The organism is Streptomyces sp. CB01881, assembly GCF_002953255.1.
Lineage (GTDB): Bacteria > Actinomycetota > Actinomycetes > Streptomycetales > Streptomycetaceae > Kitasatospora.
In genome coordinates this window covers 5,887,483-5,904,802 of sequence record NZ_CP026498.1, presented here as the reverse complement: position 1 = coordinate 5,904,802, position 17,320 = coordinate 5,887,483, and the positions used below count along the sequence as shown (strand labels likewise).

17 protein-coding genes, 1 tRNA gene and 1 pseudogene are annotated in these 17,320 nt (G+C 72.9%); 14 read left to right on the top strand and 5 right to left on the bottom strand.

Annotation, left to right across the window (positions count from 1 at the left end):
• Positions 1-188, top strand: a pseudogene (locus C2142_RS39865) (UDP-glucose 4-epimerase GalE); the annotation flags it as partial.
• Positions 189-249: 61 nt separating this feature from the next.
• Here C2142_RS39865 and C2142_RS15515 read toward each other — a convergent pair.
• Positions 250-906: a TetR/AcrR family transcriptional regulator gene (locus C2142_RS15515; RefSeq protein ID WP_148643189.1), complete on the bottom strand. Its 657-nt coding sequence runs from the start codon at positions 904-906 to the stop codon at positions 250-252.
• A 121-nt stretch (positions 907-1,027) separates the two neighbouring features.
• Here C2142_RS15515 and C2142_RS15510 point away from each other — a divergent pair, with 121 nt between their 5' ends.
• The 5 genes from C2142_RS15510 (at position 1,028) to C2142_RS39850 (ending at position 4,387) form a co-directional block, all read left to right on the top strand.
• Entirely contained in the window at positions 1,028-1,609 is a 582-nt protein-coding gene (locus C2142_RS15510; protein WP_148643188.1) for an NAD(P)H-dependent oxidoreductase, read from the top strand.
• Between the two features lie 264 nt (positions 1,610-1,873).
• The gene (locus tag C2142_RS15505) at positions 1,874-2,773 is read left to right on the top strand and encodes a response regulator transcription factor (RefSeq protein ID WP_148643187.1); all 900 of its coding nucleotides are present in this window, start codon (positions 1,874-1,876) and stop codon (positions 2,771-2,773) included.
• A gap of 61 nt (positions 2,774-2,834) precedes the next feature.
• Positions 2,835-3,113 (top strand): hypothetical protein, encoded by a 279-nt coding sequence (locus tag C2142_RS39860; RefSeq protein ID WP_241002601.1) that lies wholly within the window; start codon positions 2,835-2,837, stop codon positions 3,111-3,113.
• Complete coding sequence (locus tag C2142_RS39855; protein ID WP_241002600.1) at positions 3,114-3,506, top strand: polysaccharide biosynthesis protein; 393 nt, start codon at positions 3,114-3,116, stop codon at positions 3,504-3,506.
• Positions 3,425-4,387 (top strand): polysaccharide biosynthesis protein, encoded by a 963-nt coding sequence (locus C2142_RS39850; RefSeq protein ID WP_346766437.1) that lies wholly within the window; start codon positions 3,425-3,427, stop codon positions 4,385-4,387. Before C2142_RS39855 ends, C2142_RS39850 begins: the two co-directional genes overlap by 82 nt.
• A 69-nt stretch (positions 4,388-4,456) precedes the next feature.
• Here C2142_RS39850 and C2142_RS15495 read toward each other — a convergent pair whose 3' ends face one another.
• Positions 4,457-4,954, bottom strand: coding sequence for a MarR family transcriptional regulator (locus C2142_RS15495; RefSeq protein WP_148643186.1), 498 nt, complete (start codon positions 4,952-4,954; stop codon positions 4,457-4,459).
• A 111-nt stretch (positions 4,955-5,065) separates the two neighbouring features.
• On the opposite strand from C2142_RS15495, the gene C2142_RS15490 reads away from it, so the two are divergent.
• Positions 5,066-5,860 carry a methyltransferase domain-containing protein gene (locus C2142_RS15490; protein ID WP_148643185.1) on the top strand — a complete coding sequence of 265 codons (795 nt, stop codon included), beginning with the start codon at positions 5,066-5,068 and terminating at the stop codon, positions 5,858-5,860.
• Positions 5,861-5,915: 55 nt separating this feature from the next.
• Here the strand turns inward: C2142_RS15490 and C2142_RS15485 are convergent, their stop codons facing one another.
• The gene (locus C2142_RS15485) at positions 5,916-6,518 is read right to left on the bottom strand and encodes a TetR/AcrR family transcriptional regulator (protein ID WP_148643184.1); all 603 of its coding nucleotides are present in this window, start codon (positions 6,516-6,518) and stop codon (positions 5,916-5,918) included.
• A 173-nt stretch (positions 6,519-6,691) separates the two neighbouring features.
• Complete coding sequence (locus C2142_RS15480) at positions 6,692-7,663, bottom strand: fatty acid desaturase (RefSeq protein ID WP_148643183.1); 972 nt, start codon at positions 7,661-7,663, stop codon at positions 6,692-6,694.
• Positions 7,664-7,903: 240 nt separating this feature from the next.
• On the opposite strand from C2142_RS15480, the gene C2142_RS15475 reads away from it, so the two are divergent.
• From C2142_RS15475 to C2142_RS15450, 6 genes are all read left to right on the top strand, one after another.
• A tRNA-Gln gene (locus C2142_RS15475) sits at positions 7,904-7,974 on the top strand.
• A 141-nt stretch (positions 7,975-8,115) separates the two neighbouring features.
• Positions 8,116-9,573: a bifunctional UDP-N-acetylglucosamine diphosphorylase/glucosamine-1-phosphate N-acetyltransferase GlmU gene (gene glmU / locus C2142_RS15470; protein ID WP_148643182.1), complete on the top strand. Its 1,458-nt coding sequence runs from the start codon at positions 8,116-8,118 to the stop codon at positions 9,571-9,573.
• A 201-nt stretch (positions 9,574-9,774) separates the two neighbouring features.
• Entirely contained in the window at positions 9,775-10,752 is a 978-nt protein-coding gene (locus C2142_RS15465) for a ribose-phosphate diphosphokinase (protein ID WP_148643181.1), read from the top strand.
• 282 nt (positions 10,753-11,034) lie between these two features.
• Positions 11,035-11,625, top strand: coding sequence for a 50S ribosomal protein L25/general stress protein Ctc (locus C2142_RS15460; protein ID WP_148643180.1), 591 nt, complete (start codon positions 11,035-11,037; stop codon positions 11,623-11,625).
• 135 nt (positions 11,626-11,760) lie between these two features.
• Positions 11,761-12,342 carry an aminoacyl-tRNA hydrolase gene (gene pth, locus C2142_RS15455; RefSeq protein ID WP_148643179.1) on the top strand — a complete coding sequence of 194 codons (582 nt, stop codon included), beginning with the start codon at positions 11,761-11,763 and terminating at the stop codon, positions 12,340-12,342.
• 144 nt (positions 12,343-12,486) lie between these two features.
• Entirely contained in the window at positions 12,487-12,810 is a 324-nt protein-coding gene (locus C2142_RS15450; RefSeq protein ID WP_148643178.1) for a hypothetical protein, read from the top strand.
• 129 nt (positions 12,811-12,939) lie between these two features.
• Here C2142_RS15450 and ppc read toward each other — a convergent pair whose 3' ends face one another.
• A complete protein-coding gene (ppc, locus tag C2142_RS15445; RefSeq protein ID WP_162002479.1) occupies positions 12,940-15,753 on the bottom strand; it encodes a phosphoenolpyruvate carboxylase in 2,814 nt (937 codons plus the stop codon).
• Between the two features lie 259 nt (positions 15,754-16,012).
• Here ppc and C2142_RS15440 point away from each other — a divergent pair, with 259 nt between their 5' ends.
• Complete coding sequence (locus C2142_RS15440; RefSeq protein WP_148643177.1) at positions 16,013-17,281, top strand: histidine kinase; 1,269 nt, start codon at positions 16,013-16,015, stop codon at positions 17,279-17,281.
• Positions 17,282-17,320 lie beyond the last annotated feature (39 nt).

The window sequence follows — 17,320 nt, the reverse complement described above, 5'->3', positions numbered from 1 at the left end:
CGGTCCGGCGCGTCACCGGCCGGGAGATCCCGGTGCGGACCGTCGGCCGCCGTGCGGGCGACCCGGCGGTGCTGGTGGCCTCCGCCGAGCGCGCCCACCAGGCGCTGGGCTGGACCCCGCGCCGCCCGAACCTGGACGACATCGTCGCCGACGCCTGGAAGTTCACCCTGGAGAAGAACGGCCTGTAGGCCCGGACGGCGGCGCTCCCGCGTCCGGGGCGTGCGGCCGCGCGAGGTCGCCCGCGCGAGGTCACCTGCGGGGCGCCGCGTAGGCGCGCAGGAAGGCCCGGACGCCGGCGACGACGATCTCCTCCGTCTCCGCCCGGGCGAGCGGGTAGGCGCCGAAGTACGAGCGCTGGGCGACCTCGGTCGTGGTCAGCAGCACGAAGTGGGCGGCCGCCCGCCCGGGGTCGGGCGTCTCCAGCCACCCCTGCCCGGCCAGCTCGCCGAACCGCTGCCCGAGCGCGGCGAGCACCCGGCGCGGCCCGGCCTCCTGCCAGGCGTCCAGGGCGGACTTGGGCAGGTGCCGGGCCTCGGCGTTGATCTGGCGGACCAGTCCGAAGTGGTCCGCGAACTCGGCCAGCGGGGTCAGCCAGGCCAGTGCGAAGGCGGTGAGGTCCGCCTCCAGGTCGGTGACCTTCCCGAGCCGGCGGTCGATGATGTCCAGCTGGGCTTCGCCGACCTGCGCCGAGCTCTCCCGGACGACGGTCCGGAAGAGCAGCTCCTTGCCCGCGAAGTGGTTGTAGATGGTCCGGGTGGACACCCCGGCCTCCGCCGCGATGGCGTCGATGCTGGCGCGGGTGTAGCCGTCCCGCCCGAAGACCGTGCGGGCGGCCCGCACGATGGCCTGGCGCTTCTCGGCGAGCCCCCGACGGGGGCGGTCCGGGGTTTCCTGCGGGCTGGTCATGGGGCCTCCCTCGAAAGCAGGGTACAGCGACCGTTGTACTAGTTGCCATACACGTTGTACTTTACCTGACGTGCCGTCCGATCCGGCGGTGACGAACAGCAGCGCATCCCTGGAGGCACGCATGTCCGAGACCCCGTTCCGCCTGGCCGTCATCATCGCCAGCACCCGGCAGGGCCGCTTCGCGCCCACCGTCGCCAACTGGTTCGTCCGCACCGCGGGGCAGCGCACGGACCTCGACATCGACGTCATCGACCTGGCCGAGCACCCGCTGGCCCACGTGGGCGAGGAGCCCACCGCCGAGCAGGCCGAGCGGCACGCCGCGCTCTCGCCCCGGCTGGCCGCCGCCGACGCCTTCGTGGTGATCACCCCGGAGTACAACCACAGCTTCCCGGCCGCCCTCAAGAACGCCATAGACCTGCACGGCGCCGAGTGGCGGGCCAAGCCCGTCGGCTTCGTCTCCTACGGCGGGCTCGGCGGCGGCCTGCGCGCGGTCGAGCAGCTCCGGCTGGTCTTCGCCGAACTGCACGCCGCCACCGTCCGCGACACCGTCAGCTTCCACAACGTCTGGAGCCTCTTCGGCGAGGACGGCGAGCCGGTCGACGCGACCGTCCAGAACGGCGCCGCCAAGGGCATGCTCGACCAGCTCGCCTGGTGGGCGCACGCGCTGCGGGACGCCCGCACCGCCCGCCCGTACGGTGCCTGAACCACTCCCGGGCGCCATGCCGGCGGACCCCGCCGTCACGGGCGCCAAGTAACGCCAACTGCGCACCTCCTGACGAAACTTCACCAAACCCCCACCGGGCCGACCCCCACCCCCGTACGCTGATTTCGGTACCGGTGGGGGTCGGCGCCTTCGGTCCTCCCGGCAATCCGGGGGGTGGGCGGCGGACGAGTGCCCAGGCCAAGGCGGCGGAACCGGGCTCTCGGCCCGGGGCCCGGCCCGGTCTGAGCAGGGGGGGAAGTGACGATGGGGCGGATCCGCGTCCTGGTGGTCGACGACCACCGGATCTTCGCCGAGGCACTGGCCGCGGCGCTCGCCGCCGAATCCGACGTGGAGGTCGGCGCGGCCGGCAGCGCCGCCGCCGCCGAGCGCGCGCTGGAACGCGCCGCCGTCGAGGGCCGGGCCTTCGACGTCATCCTGATCGACGCCGACCTCGGCGCCGAGTCCGCCGCCGGGGCCCGCAGAACGGCACGGCCCGCCGCGGACCCGCTGGACGCCGCCCGCCGCCCCCCGGCCGTCGTGCCCGCGCCCCGCCGCCCGGCCCCCGCCCCGGCGGGGGCCCCGCCCGCAGCCGTGCACCCGGCGGCCCCGCAGTACGGCGCCGCCCCGGCCCCCGACGGCATCACACTGCTCGCCCGCATCCGCCGCAACCACCCCGGGCTGCGGGCGGTCGTCCTGGCCACCGCCGACGACCCGCACCGCGCCGCCCGCGCGCTGCACGCCGGCGCCACCGGCTGGGTGGCCAAGGAGAGTTCGCTGGCCCGCCTGCTGTCCGTGATCCGCGGGGTCCTGCGCGACGAGACGCACCTGCCGCCCGCACTGCTCACCGGCGTCATCCGGGAGCTCACCACCGCCCGGCGGGACCGCACCGAGAGCGAACGCCTCGTCGACACGCTCACCCCCCGGGAGAAGCAGATCCTGCGCTGCATGGTCGCCGGCCTCGGCCGGCAGGCCGTCGCCGAACGGCTCTACCTCTCCCCGCACACCGTGCGCACCCACATGCAGAACGTTCTCGGCAAGCTCGGGGTGCACTCCACCCTGGCCGCCGTCGCGGTCGCGCGCCGGGCCGGCATCAGCCCGACCGAACCGGCCGCGCCCACAGCCGCACCGTCCGTCGTCACCACCACGGCCCCCGGCGCCGGCTGATCCGCCCGTAACACCCAGGTACCGGCCCAGGCCGGTCAGGTCGGGGAAATCCGGAGGACAGATGTCGCCGCACAGCACTTCCGCGCGCCCGCATACAGCCCACGACAGCCCGGGAACGGACCGGAGCGCACCACCGACGGGCCTGCGCACCCTGGTCGTCGGCGCCGGCGCGGCCGGCACCGCCCTGGTCCGCGACCTCGGCCGGACACCCGACTTCGGCCTCGCACCGATCGGCCTGCTCGACGACGACCCGGCCAAGGCCGGCCGGTCCGTCGGCGCCGTCCCCGTCCTCGGCCCCCTCGCGGAGCTCACCGGACTCGCCGTCCGGCACCGCGCCTAGGTGGTCGCGCTGGCCATCCCCGGCCTCGCCCCGCAGCGCGTCCGCGCCCTGGCCACCGCCGCCGCCGCGGCCGGCGCCGCCGTCCGCTACCTGCCGTCGTTCCTGGCCGCGCTGCGCCGCGAGGTGGTCGGCTCTGACATGCGCAGCCTCGACGTCAACCGGCTGATCGGCCGGCACGAGGTGCACGTGGTCTCGGCCGACGTCCGGGACGTGATCGAGGGCCGGCGTGTCCTGGTGACCGGCGCCGGCGGCTCGATCGGCAGCGAACTCTGCCGCCAGGTCCACGCGTTCAACCCGGGCGCGCTCTACAGCTGGACCACGACGAGTCCAACCTGCACCGGCTCCAGCTGGAGATCTGGGGTGAGGCGCTGCTCACCGACGACTCGCTGGTGATCGCCGACATCCGCGACCGCCCGCGGATCCAGCAGATCTTCCGCGACCTCAAGCCCGAGGTGGTCTTCCACGCCGCCGCCCACAAGCACCTGCCGCTGCTGGAGCGCCACCCCAGCGAGGCGGTCAAGTCCAACGTGCTCGGCACCGACCACCTGGTGGAGGCCGCGCTGGCCGCCGGCGTCGAGCGGTTCGTCCTGATCTCCACCGACAAGGCGGCCGACCCGACGTCCGTGCTCGGCGCCAGCAAGCGGCTGGCCGAGCTGATCGTGCAGGCCAACGCCCGCGACGCCCGCAACCTCGGCACCGGGGTGTTCTCGGCGGTCCGCTTCGGCAACGTGCTGGGCTCGCGCGGCTCGCTGCTCTCGGTCCTCGCCGAGCAGCTGCGCAGCGGCGGCCCGGTGACCATCACACACCCGGACGTGACCCGGTTCTTCATGACCATCGAGGAGGCCGTCGGCCTGGTGCTGGAGTCCGGCCGGATGGCCCATGGCGGCGAGGTGTTCGTGCTGGACATGGGCGAGCCGGTGCGGATCGTCGACCTGGTGCACAACTTCGCCGAGCAGGTCCAGCTCGGACGCGACGAGGTGGAGATCCGCTACACGGGCCTGCGGGCGGGCGAGAAGCTGAACGAGGCGCTCTTCTCGGAGGGCGAGGAGCGGCTGCCCACCGCGCACGCCCGGATCTACGCCACGGTGGCCGAGTCCGCCGCCGGCCCCGAGGACCTCGCGGGCGGGCTGACCGGCCTGCACGAGGCGGCGGCGGGCAACAGCGACGAGGAGGTGCGGCGGTGGCTGGCGGAGCTGCTGCCCGGCTACCGGACGGCCGAGCCGGAGCCGGCCCCGGTGCCCGCGCTCAGCGCCCCCTACCCGGACGGTTTCTAGCGCGCGGCCGTCGCTGTGCCGCAGTGCCGCAGGGCCGCAGGGGTTCCGTGCTCAGGCCCGGGGGGTGGTTCAGCCCGGGATGTTGTCGAAGGGGGCGACCAGCTGCCGCAGCAGCCCGGCGAGCTCGCCCTGCTGCGTACCGGTGAGCTGGGCGAGCAGCTCGCGTTCGTGCGCGAGCAGCCCGGCGAGTGCCTGGTCGGCGCGGTCGCGGCCGTCCTCGGTCAGCCGGACCAGCACGCCGCGCCGGTCGTCCGGGTCGGGCAGGCGCTTCACCAGGCCCTTGCCGGTGAGCCGGTCGATCCGGTTGGTCATCGTGCCGGAGGTGACCAGCGTCTGGGTCAGCAGCTGGCCGGGGGAGAGCTGGTACGGGGAGCCGGCCCGTCGCAGAGCCGTCAGCACGTCGAACTCCCAGGGCTCCAGGCCGTGCTCGGCGAAGGCCGTCCGGCGGGCGCGGTCGAGGTGCCGGGCGAGCCGGCTGACCCGGCTGAGCACCTCAAGCGGTTCCACGTCGAGGTCGGGGCGCTCTCGGCGCCATGCTGCGACCAGGCGGTCGACCTCGTCCTCCATGACGATCAGTGTATCGGGGGATGTGTCGATGTGAAGTCTCTTGACGTCGAGAAATGTAACGTGGAAGCTGCGTCTGGATATCTTGATGTCGAGATACTTGTGAGGCCCACCATGACCACCCCCGTCTGGGACCCGGAACAGTACCTGCGCTTCGCCGACGAACGGACCCGCCCGCTCCGCGACCTGCTCGCCCGCGTCCCCGCCGTCCCGCACGAACCCGCCGCCACCGTCCTCGACATCGGCTGCGGCCCCGGCAACTCCACCGCCGTCCTGCGCGAGCGCTGGCCCGGCGCCCGGATCACCGGCATCGACAACTCCGCCGAGATGCTCGCCACCGCCCGCACCACCGGCGAACCCACCGCCGGCTACCTGCTCGCCGACGCGGGCACGTACGACCCGGCGGACGCGAAGCCCGACCTGATCGTCTCGAACGCCGCCCTGCAGTGGATCGACGGCCACATCGGACTGCTGCCGCGCTGGGCCGCCGCACTGGAACCCGGCGGCGTGATCGCCTTCCAGGTACCCGGCAACTTCGGCTCGCCCAGCCACACCGCGCTCGCCGAACTGCGCCGCAGCCCCCGCTGGCGCGGGGCCGTCGGCGAGGACACCGCCCGGGCCGGCGTCCACGAGCCCGGCGAGTACCTCCAGGCCCTCGCCGACGCCGGCTGCACCGCCGACGTCTGGGAGACCACCTGCAGCACCCTGCTCACCGGACCCGACCCCGTCCTGGAATGGGTCAAGGGCACCGCACTGCGGCCCGTCCTCACCCGGCTCACCGACCCCGCCGACCGCGACGCCTTCCTCGCCGAGTACGGCGCCCTGCTCCGCGAGGCCTACCCGGCCGGACCGCACGGCACCGTCTTCCCGTTCCGCCGGATCTTCGCCGTCGGGGTCAGGAAGAGGTAGGCCTGACAGGGCAGGCCCCGGGCCGGGCCCTACGGGGAAGGCCCCGGCCCGGGCCCTACGCCTTCCGCTCGCCGACCAGCTTCGGGTGCCGCTCCATCCCCTCCAGGCCGTGCCAGGCCAGATTGACCAGATGGGCGGCCACCTCGGCCTTCTGCGGCTTGCGCACCTCCAGCCACCACTGGCCGGTGAGCGCCACCATCCCGACCAGCATCTGCGAGTACATCGGGGCCAGCCGCGCGTCGAAGCCCCGCGCCTTGAACTCCAGGCCCAGGATGTCCTCGACCTGCGTCGCGATGTCGCTGATCAGCGAGGCGAAGGTGCCCGTCGACTGGGCGACCGGCGAATCCCGGACCAGGATCTTGAAGCCGTCCGTCGACGTGTCGATGTAGTCCATCAACGCGAACGCCGCCTGCTCCAGCAACTCCCGCGAGTGCCCGCCGGTCAGCGCCCCCGTCACCATGTCCAGCAGCAACTGCATCTCGCGGTCCACCACCACCGCGTACAGCCCCTCCTTGCCCCCGAAGTGCTCGTACACCACCGGCTTGGAGACGCCCGCCCGCTCGGCGATCTCCTCCACCGACGTGCCGTCGTAGCCGCGCTCGGCGAACACCGACCGGCCGATCTCCAGCAGCTGCTCCCGCCGCTGCTTCCCGGTCATCCGCACCCGGCCGCCCCGCCGGCGCCCCGCCGGCGCAGCCCCGTCCACCGGGGCAGCGGCACGCGGACGGGCCTGCGCCGCACCGGACGCGGCCTCCGTCCGCGTGCTCTCGTGGCCGCCTGTGCTGTCTGCGCTGCTCCCGTTCACCCCTACATCATGCTGCAGGCGCGCCCTCATGCGGCGCGGCGGGCGGCGATCCGCTGCGCGTCCGGCCAGCGGACGTCCCGGGCCCAGCCGGCCAGCTCGAACCAGCGGATCAGCCGGGCCGAGGAGTCGACCTGCCCGCGCAGCACGCCGTGCCGGGCCGAGGTCGGGTCCGCGTGGTGCAGGTTGTGCCAGGACTCGCCGCAGGAGAGCACCGCCAGCCACCACACGTTGCCGGAGCGGTCCCGGGAGCGGAACGGGTGCGCGCCCACCGCGTGGCAGATCGAGTTGATCGACCAGGTGACGTGGTGCAGCAGCGCCACCCGGACCAGCGAGCCCCAGAAGAACGCGGAGAGCGCGCCCTGCCAGGAGAGCGTGACCAGCCCGCCGACCAGCGGCGGCACCAGCATCGAGAGCGTCGTCCAGAGCCAGAACAGCCGGGAGACCGCTCTTATGGCCGGGTCGCGCACCAGGTCGGGCGCGTACTTCAGCTGGGGGGTCTGCTCCTCGTCGAAGAGCCAGCCCATGTGCGCCCACCAGAGGCCCTTGAGCAGGGCCGGGACGGTCTCGCCGTAGCGCCAGGGCGAGTGCGGGTCGCCGTCCTTGTCGCTGTACCGGTGGTGCTTGCGGTGGTCGGCCACCCAGCGCACCAGCGGGCCCTCGATCGCCAGCGACCCGGCGATCGCGAGGGCGACCCGCAGGGTGCGGTTGGCCTTGAAGGCGCCATGGGTGAAGTAGCGGTGGTAGCCGACGGTGATCCCGTGGCAGGTGAGGAAGTACATGGCGCCGGCGATCGCGACGTCCGTCCAGCCCAGTCCCCACCCCCAGGCCACCGGTACGGCGGCCAGCAGCGCGGCGAACGGTACGGCGATGAACAGCCCGAGCGCGACCCGCTCGGCGAGCCCCTGCTTCTCCCCGCCACGTGTGGCGGACAGCTGTGTCGGGGCGGGATCGATGGAGTGCGCGGTATCGGCGCGCGCCTCGCCGGCCTGGATGGTCATGGGCGTCCCTTGGGGGAGGGGGCGGAGGCTACGTTGGCGTAACCTACGGCATCGTAGGTTGTGCCTGGTTACGGGGGGAATACGCCGACGGGGGCGAGTGGGTGCATTTCACTCGACTGGGGGGACGGAGCTCCGGGAGGCCCGCGCGGGCGCGGCCGGTCGCGCAATGGTGGTGGAGGTCCGAGGCCGCAACCCGTAGTCTGTGTCGGAGCGCCCCGGGCGCTGCGAGTTGATGATCGATCCGCCGTGGTGTAATGGCAGCACAGGGCCCTTTGGAGGCCTTTGTCTGGGTTCGAATCCTAGCGGCGGAGCAACGGGCGCCCGTTTTTCGGGCCTTTCACCCCACCGCCGGTATTGTCGGGCCTGCTCGGCAGACTGTGCGAAGGCGACCGGCCTGGGTCCTGGCCGGGCTGCACTGCCCTCTCTGTGAACCGACTGAGGAGCCTCCACCAGTGAGTGCCAATTCGCCTGCCGCCGTTGTCGTGCTTGCCGCCGGTGGCGGGACCAGGATGAAGTCGAACAGCCTGCCCAAGGTGCTGCACGAGGTGTGCGGACGGTCGCTGGTGGGCCACGCGGTGGCGGCGGCCGAGGAGTTGATGCCGCAGCAGCTGGTCGTGGTGATCGGGCACATGCGCGAGAAGGTGCAGGAGCACTTGGCGGCGCACCACCCGGCGGCGCGCGCCGTGGTGCAGGAGGAGCAGAAGGGCACCGGGCACGCCGTGCGGACGGCGCTGGAGGCGCTGGCGGCGGACGGTGTGGAGCTGGACGGCACGGTGATCGTCACCACCGGGGACGCGCCGCTGCTGACCGGGTCGACGCTGGCGGCGCTCGCCGGGGCCCACGCCGACCAGGGCAACGGTGTCACCGTGCTGACGGCCGTGGTGCCGGACCCGTTCGGTTACGGGCGGATCCTGCGGGACGGGGCGGACGGCGCGGTCGCGGCGATCGTCGAGGAGAAGGACGCCTCGGACGCCCAGCGGGCGATCGCCGAGATCAACTCCGGGGTCTTCGCCTTCGACGCCAAGCTGCTGGCCGAGGCGCTGTCCCGGGTGACCACCGACAACGTGCAGGGCGAGGAGTACCTCACCGACACCCTGGAGATCCTGCGGACGGCCGGCCACCGGGTCGGCGCGGTGGTGGCCGTGGACTACCGGGACATCCTGGGCATCAACGACCGGGTGCAGCTGGCGCAGGCCCGGCGGCTGCTGAACGACCGCCTGCTGGAAAAGGCGATGCGCGCGGGCGTCACCGTGGTGGACCCGGCGACCACCTGGATCGACGTCCAGGTGTCGTACGAGCCCGACGCGGTGGTGCTGCCGGGCACCCAGCTGCAGGGCCGCACCCACCTGGGCGAGGGTTGCGAGGTGGGCCCGAACTCGACGCTGAAGGACACCCGGATCGGCGCCGGCGCCCATGTGAGCAACACCACGGCGAACGGTGCCGAGGTGGGCGACTTCGCCTCCGCCGGCCCGTACGCGTACCTGCGGCCGGGGGCGAAGCTGGCCCGCAAGGCGAAGGTCGGCACGTACGTCGAGGTGAAGAACTCGGAGCTGGGCGAGGGCGCCAAGGTGCCGCACCTCTCCTACATCGGGGACGCCACCATCGGTGAGGGCACCAACATCGGCGCCGCGTCCGTCACGGTGAACTACGACGGGGTGAACAAGCACCGCACGGTGATCGGGGCGCACTGCCGTACCGGGTCCGACAACATGTTCATCGCCCCGGTCACCGTCGGTGACGGCGCCTACACCGCGGCCGGCTCGGTGATCGCCACCGACGTGCCGCCCGGCGCGCTGGGCGTGGCCCGGGCGCAGCAGCGCAACATCGAGGGCTGGGTGGAGCGCAAGCGCTCCGGGACCGCATCGGCGCAGGCCGCGGCCGCCGCGTCGGAAGGGGCTGCGGAGGCCTGACCGGGGCCGGGCGGGAGTCCGAGGGCGGTACCGGGGCGGACGGTTTCTGCGCGGGCGCGTAACCTTGGGGACATACGTGCGCCATTGGGCTTACCGCCCGTGTTCAGGCGTACCGACATTCCCCCGACCCCTATCGCCAGCGGGCTCGTGCCTGCCTGCGGTGCGGACGGGTTCAGCGTCATTACGCGAGGAGACGGTGCAGTGAGCGGGATCACGACGTCGGGTGAGAAGAAACTGAAGCTCTTCTCCGGCCGTGCCCATCCTGAGCTGGCGAGGGAGGTGGCTGCTTCGCTGGGGACCGAGCTGGTCCCGACCAAGGCCCTGGACTTCGCCAACGGTGAGATCTACGTCCGCTTCCTGGAGTCGGCGCGCGGCGCGGACTGCTTCGTGATGCAGAGCCACACGGCTCCCATCAACCAGTGGATCATGGAGCAGCTGATCATGATCGATGCTCTGAAGCGGGCTTCCGCCCGGAGCATCACCGCGATCCTGCCGTTCTACGGTTACGCCCGTCAGGACAAGAAGCACCTGGGCCGGGAGCCGATCTCCGCCCGTCTGATCGCGGACCTGCTGCGTCAGGCGGGCGCCGACCGCCTGATGGCGGTGGATCTGCACACCGCGCAGATCCAGGGCTTCTTCGACGGCCCGGTCGACCACCTGTTCGCGCTGCCGCTGCTGGCCGACTACCTGGGCGAGAAGGTCGACCGTGACCGGCTGACCATCGTCTCGCCGGACGCCGGCCGGGTGAAGGTCGCCGACCAGTGGTCGGACCGTCTGGGCGCGCCGCTGGCGATCATCCACAAGCGCCGCGACATGACGCAGGCCAACACCATCCTCTCCGCCGAGGTGGTCGGTGACGTCAAGGACCGGGTCTGCGTGCTGGTCGACGACATGATCGACACCGCGGGCACCATCTGCGCCGCGGCCGACGCGCTGTTCGAGAACGGTGCGGCGGACGTGATCGTGGCCGCGACCCACGGTGTGCTCTCCGGCCCGGCGGCCGACCGTCTGAAGAACTCCCGGGTCAGCGAGTTCGTGTTCACCAACACGCTGCCGACCCCGGCCGAGCTCCAGCTCGACAAGATCACGACGCTGTCGATCGCCCCGTCGATCGCGGCCGCGATCCGCGAGGTGTTCGAGGACGGTTCGGTGACCAGCCTCTTCGAGGGTGTGCACTGACGAAGTCCCGTGCAGGCGGCCCCGGTCCGGAAGGGCCGGGGCCGCCGCCGATTTCGCGGGAGGCCGCCGGTGCGGTTAGACTCGTGAAACTGCTCGGCGAGGGATGCCGTGTGCCTGCTCGACGGGTGCCCGCTCCGTGATCGACGCGCTGCCGTTGCCGGAACCCCGGCTGTCGGCAGAGGTCGTACGCCGCCGAGTGACCCCCGAACGTACTGAGGGTGTGGTCCCGGCGGTTTTTCGCGTTGCCTGCACCCCCGCGCCATCTTCACGAGGAGTGCAGTCGTGTCCGAGATTCGCCTTGCCGCTGAGAGCCGTACCGAGTTCGGCAAGGGTGCCGCCCGTCGCGCCCGCCGTGCCGGCTTCGTCCCCGGTGTCGTCTACGGCCACGGCCACGCCCCGGTTCACCTGAACCTGCCCGGCCACGACCTGATGATGGCCCTCAAGACCCCGAACGCCCTGCTGGTCGTCCCGATCGAGGGCAAGGACGAGTACGTCCTGCCGAAGGCCGTCCAGCGTGAGGCCATCAAGCGCACCATCGAGCACGTCGACCTGCTCCTCGTGAAGCGCGGCGAGAAGGTCACCGTCGAGATCCCGGTGCACACCGAGGGCGAGCTGGCCCCCGGCGGCAACCTGCTGGAGCACGTGCTCAACGCCCTGCCGATCGAGGCCGAGGCCACCCACCTGCCCGAGTCCGTGACCGTCTCGGTCGAGGGCCTGGAGGCCGGTGCCTCGATCACCGCCGGTGACATCGAGCTGCCCAAGGGCACCTCGCTGGCCGTCGACGCCGACGCCGTCGTGCTGCAGGTCATCGGTGCCCAGGCCGCCCCGGCCGAGGAGGAGGCCACCGAGGCCGAGGCCGGCGCCGAGGCCTGAGCCCCGCGTACAGCCTGACCGCTGCCCCGGTCGCTCCCGTACTGGGAGCGGCCGGGGCAGCGGCATGTCCGGGATGATGACGACGAGGGTCGAGTACGAGGAGCGCGGGATGAGTGAGCGGAGCGAGGCGGGCGCATGAGCGAGGACGTGTACGAGGGCCCCTGGCTGGTGGTGGGCCTGGGCAACCCGGGTGAGCAGTACGCCCGGAACCGGCACAACATCGGGTTCATGGTGGTGGACCTGCTGGCCCAGCGGATGGGGGCGAAGTTCAAGGCGCACAAGAGCCGGGCCCAGACCGCCGAGGGCCGGCTGGGGGGCCGCCGGGTGGTGCTGGCCAAGCCGATGTCGTTCATGAACCTCTCCGGCGGCCCGGTGACGGCGCTGCGGGACTTCTACAAGGTGCCGGCCTCGGCGGTGGTGGCGGTCCACGACGAGCTGGACATCGACTACGCGGCGCTGCGGCTGAAGCTGGGCGGCGGGGACAACGGCCACAACGGGCTGAAGTCGATCACCAAGTCGCTGGGCCCGGACTACCACCGGGTGCGCTGCGGGATCGGCCGCCCGCCGGGCCGGATGGAGGTCGCGGACTTCGTCCTGAAGGACTTCTCCGGCGCCGAGCGCAAGGAGCTGGACTGGTTCGTCGACCGGTCGGCGGACGCGGTCGAGGCGCTGCTGACGGAGGGGCTGGAGCGGGCGCAGGGGACGTACAACTCCTGAGCCGGTGACTGACCGTCAGGCGCCGCGTGGGTGTACGCAACAGTCGTACAACGCTTGGCCGTCCAAACCTGAATAGGTGTGAGAACCGTGTGCGGGATCCGATAGCGTCGGGCGAGTACGCGAACGGGTTCTGGGGAGTTCTCGATGCGGAGTTTTCGGCCGGTCCGGCGCCTTCGTCGGGTCCGGGTGGTCCGGCTGCGGCAGCTCGGACGACGGGTGGGTACGGCCGGTGCGCTGGGAGCGGCCGGGGTGCTGCTCACCGGTGGCGTGGCGCACGCCGACGCGGTGGCGGAGCCCGATCCGGGTGTGGTGTCCTCGGATCCGGCGTCGGCGCAGTTCGGCCCGGTGCTGGGCGGCTCGGTCGGCGGTGACGCGGGCCTGCTGGCCGTCGGCGGCGGTCTGGTCGTGGCGGCGGGCGGTGCGGCCCTGTGGGTGAAGCGCCGGCGCGCGGGCGACCTGGGGGAGTGACGAGGCCGCAGGGGCCGGGTCCGGGGTAACCGGGCGCCGGCCCCTGCGGCGTTCTCCGGTGCCGGTCCTCCGCCCGGGAACGGGGAAGGGCCCCGCGGTGCGGGGCCCTTCCGTGTGCGGTGGCCGGGGTCAGCCGGTGTTGCGCAGGCCGGCCGCGATGCCGTTGACGGTCAGCAGCAGCGCGCGGGCGCGCAGCGGGTCCTCGTGGCGGCCGGCGGCGGCCTCCTCGCGCTGGCGGCGCAGCAGCGCCACCTGGAGGTAGGAGATCGGGTCGAGGTAGGCGTCGCGGACGGTGAAGGTCTGCTTGAGTACCGGGTTGTGCTCCAGCAGCTCGCTCTCGCCGGTGAGCCGGAGCACCTCGCGCAGGGTGCGGTCGTGCTCGGCGGTGATCTGGTCGAAGACGTGGTGCAGTTCGGCCGGCACCAGCTGCTCGACGTAGTGGCGGGCGATCCGCAGGTCGGTCTTGGCCAGCGTCATGGCGACGTTGGACAGGAAGTTCTGGAAGAAGTGCCAGGAGCCGTGCATCTCGTCGAGCACGTCGCCCAGGCCGGCCTCGCGGGCGGCGGCGAGGCCGGAGCCGACGCCGTACCAGCCGGGGACGATCTGGCGGGACTGGGTCCAGCCGAAGACCCACGGGATGGCCCGCAGGCCGTCCAGGCCGGCGCCGGAGTCGGGGCGGCGGGACGGGCGGGAGCCCAGGTGCAGCGAGGCGAGCTGGTCGACCGGGGTGGCGGCGAAGAAGTACTTCGGCAGGTCCTCCTGCTCGACGAGGGCCCGGTACGCGGTGTGGGCGGCCTCGGAGACCTGGTCCATGGCGGCGTCCCAGCGGGCCAGCTCCTCGGGGGCCTGGCGCGGGGCGGTGTGCAGCGCGGAGGCGGAGAGGGTGGCCGAGAGGGTCAGTTCGAGGTTCTCCCGGGCCAGCGAGGGCAGCAGGTACTTGTCGGAGATGACCTCGCCCTGCTCGGTGACCTTGATCTCGCCCTCCAGGGTGCCCCAGGGCTGGGCCAGGATGGCCTCGTGCGAGGGGCCGCCGCCGCGGCCGACGGTGCCGCCGCGGCCGTGGAAGAGGCGCAGCCGGATGCCGTAGCGGTGGGCGACGTCGCGCAGCCGGCGCTGGGCGCGGTGGATCTCCCACTGGGAGGTGGTGATGCCGCCGAACTTGGAGGAGTCGGAGTAGCCGAGCATGACCTCCTGGACGTCCCCGCGCAGCGACACGAGCAGCCGGTAGGAGGGGTCGGAGAGCATCTCGTCCAGGATCCGGTCGGCCTCCTGGAGTTCGTCGGTGGTCTCCAGCAGCGGCACGATGCCGATCTTGGCGATCCCGGCGTGCAGGTCGATCAGGCCGGCCTCGCGGGCGAGGACGGTGGCGGCGAAGACGTCGTCGGCGCCCTGGCACATCGAGATGATGTAGCTCTCGACGATCTCGTCGCCGAAGCGCTCGAAGCCCTCGCGGATGGTGTTGAAGACGCCGAGGGTCTTGGTGCCGGCGGCGTCCAGGGGGGCCGGGGTGGGGGCGAGTGGCCGGCGTGAGCGGAGTTCCTTGGCGAGCAGCTTCTGCCGGTACTCGCGGGGCATGTCGGCGTAGCGCCAGGCCTCCTCGCCGAGCCGGTCGAAGAGCTGGCCGAGGGCGTGGTGGTGGGCCTCGGCGTGCTCGCGGACGTCCATGGTGGCGAGCTGGAGGCCGAACGCCTCGATGGTGCGGATGGCGCGGGCGAGCCGGCCGTCGGCGATCAGGCCGCCGCGGTGGGCGCGCAGGGAGTCCTGGATGAGGCGCAGGTCGGCGATCAGCTCGCGGGTGCCGAGGTAGTCGCGGCCGGCGGTGTGCGGGGTGCCGTGGGCGAGCCGCTCGCGGGTGTTCTCCAGCTTGAGCCGGACGCAGGTGGCCTTGAGGCGGTAGGGCTCCTCGGCGTTCATCCGCTTGTAGCGCGGGCTGAGTTCGGGGAGGAGGTGCAGGTCGGTGTTGAGCGAGGCGAGCAGCTCGACCGAGGCGCCGGCCAGCCGCTCGGAGGTGGAGAGGGAGCTGCGCAGGTCGTCGACGGCGGCGAGGGCGTCCTTGATGCCGTACTCGTGCTGGAGGTTGAGGACGTCCCAGGTGACCTGCGGGGTGACGTTCGGGTTGCCGTCGCGGTCGCCGCCGATCCAGGTGCCGAAGGTGAGCGGGCGGACGCCGTCGGGCAGGGTGAGGCCGACCCGGGCGAGCTCCTCGTGGAGCTCTTCCAGGGCCTCGGGGACGGCCTCGCGGTAGAGCTCGTCCAGGTAGTAGACGGCGTTGCGGGCCTCGTCGGTGGGCTCCGGGCGGGCGATCCGCAGTTCGTCGGTCTGCCAGAGCAGGTCGATGACCTCGGCGAGGCGGCGGTCGGCCTGGCGCTTGGCGGAGGTGGTCCGGGCGGGGTCCGCCGCGGCGAGGCCGGAGGCGAGCTGCTCGCGGTGGATCCGGTCGAGGAGCTCGCCGATGCGGCGGAGCTTGTTGAGGACGCTGCGGCGGGCGGCCTCGGTGGGGTGGGCCGTGAAGACCGGGCGGACGGCCAGGTGGGCGAGGGTGTCCGCGAGGTGCTTGGGGTCCGCCTCGGCCAGTTGGTCGGCGGTCTGCGCGAGCAGGGAGCCCTCGCGGGCCCGGCGGGTGGCGAACTCGCGTCCGCGGTGCACCTGTTCGGTGACGTTGGCGAGGTGGAAGTAGGTGGAGAAGGCGCGGACGAGCTTGGCGGCGGTCTCCAGGTCGATGTCGGAGAGCAGCTCGGCGGTGGCCTCGCCGTCGGTGCGGCTGAGCAGGCGGACCTGTTCGACCAGGCCCAGCAGCTGGGGGCCCTCCTGGCGGACGAGCGTCTCGCCGAGGAGGTCGCCGAGGCGGCGGATGTCCGCGCGCAGGGCTGTGTTGTCAGCCTCGGCGCCGGATGCGCTGACACGGCTGGGGTTGTCCGCCGGGTTGGGGACCGGAGCGGTCACGGCTGGCTCCCTGTGGTGGTGGGGTTCGGCAACGGCTCATCGCCACAGTTCCGCGCGCGTGTGGCGCGTGTGACGCGTGCGGACCGCGCTGTCCGACGCGACCAGCATAGGTGTCGGGAGGGGTGGTGTCCGCGAGGTGGCCGGATGGCGGACAAGATCACGTTCTCCGGAAGTGGTCTGGACCACTTGGCCGCCCGAAAGGGTGTCGGAACGACACCGGGTGGGGAGGGGGTGAGGTTGACGCTTAGGCTGTGGGGTTATGAGCAAGTCGCCTGGGGAGCGCGCGCAGGACCGGTCGTTCTGGTGGTGGGAGCGGCGCCGCAGCGCTCTCCTGGACATCGGGCTGGCCGCGCTGGCGGCCCTGGAGTGCGCGGCCAGCGCGGTCGCCTTCCTGGCGCCCCGGGTTCACATGGGGGCGCTCGCGATCGTCGGCGTCGCACTGTTCGGCGCGATGGCCGGGGCCAGCCTGGTGCTGAGGCGGCGTTGGCCGGCGGTCCCGGTGCTGGTGGCCCTGGTGGCGATGCCCGGGATGCTCGGCGTGGTGCTGCTGGTGGTGTCGCTGTACACGCTGGCGGAGACCTGGGAGTGGCCCTCCCGGCGGCGGCGGGTGGTGGCGCTGTCGGCGCTGGCCTTCGCCGAGGCGGTCGCCGTGATGCTGGTGTCGATGCTGACGCCCTCCGACACGTCGGTCGAGCAGCCGCCGCTCTGGGGTCAGGTGCTGCTGGCGGTGCTGGTGGCCGTCGGCCTGACCGTGCCGCCGGTGGTGACCGGCCTCTACATGGGCGCGCGGCGGCGGTTGATCGAGTCGCTCAAGGACCGCGCGCACGGCCTGGAGACCGAGCTGGACCTGTTGGCCGAGCAGGCCCGCGAGCGCGCCCGCCGCGCCCGCCTGGAGGAGCGGACCAGGATCGCCCGGGAGATGCACGACGTGGTGGCGCACCGGGTGTCGCTGATGGTGGTGCACGCCGGGGCGCTGGAGCGGATCGTGGCCAAGGACCCGCAGAAGGCCGCGCAGAGCGCCAAGCTGATGGGCGAGGTCGGCCGGCAGGCGCTGAACGAGCTGCGCGAGATCCTCGGGGTGCTGCGGATGTCGGACGAGGCCGCGCCGGAGCCGGACTCGCTGACCGCGCTGCCCCGGCTGGTCGACCAGTCCCGGGCGGCGGGGATGGCCGTCACCCTCACCGTCAGCGGCAGCCGCCAGGAGTTCACCACCGACGCCGAGCAGACCGCGTACCGGGTGGTGCAGGAGGGCCTGACCAACGCGCACAAGCACGCCGGCGGCGCGGAGGTGTCCGTGCTGCTGGCGTACGCGCCGAACGGCGTGCGGGTGAGTGTGGTGAACGCCTGCCCGGACGGCGAGCGCGGCGCGGCGGCGTTGCCCAGCGGCGGCAACGGGCTGGTCGGGATGCGCGAGCGGGTGGTTGCGCTGGGCGGCACCTTCTCGGCCGGGTCCGAGCGTGACGGCGGGTTCCGGGTGGAGGCCGTACTGCCCTCCCGGCTGGCGGTCCGGACCGACCGGCTGGCCTGAACCGGCCGGCCGGCCTTGACTGCGACCGGCCTGAACCAG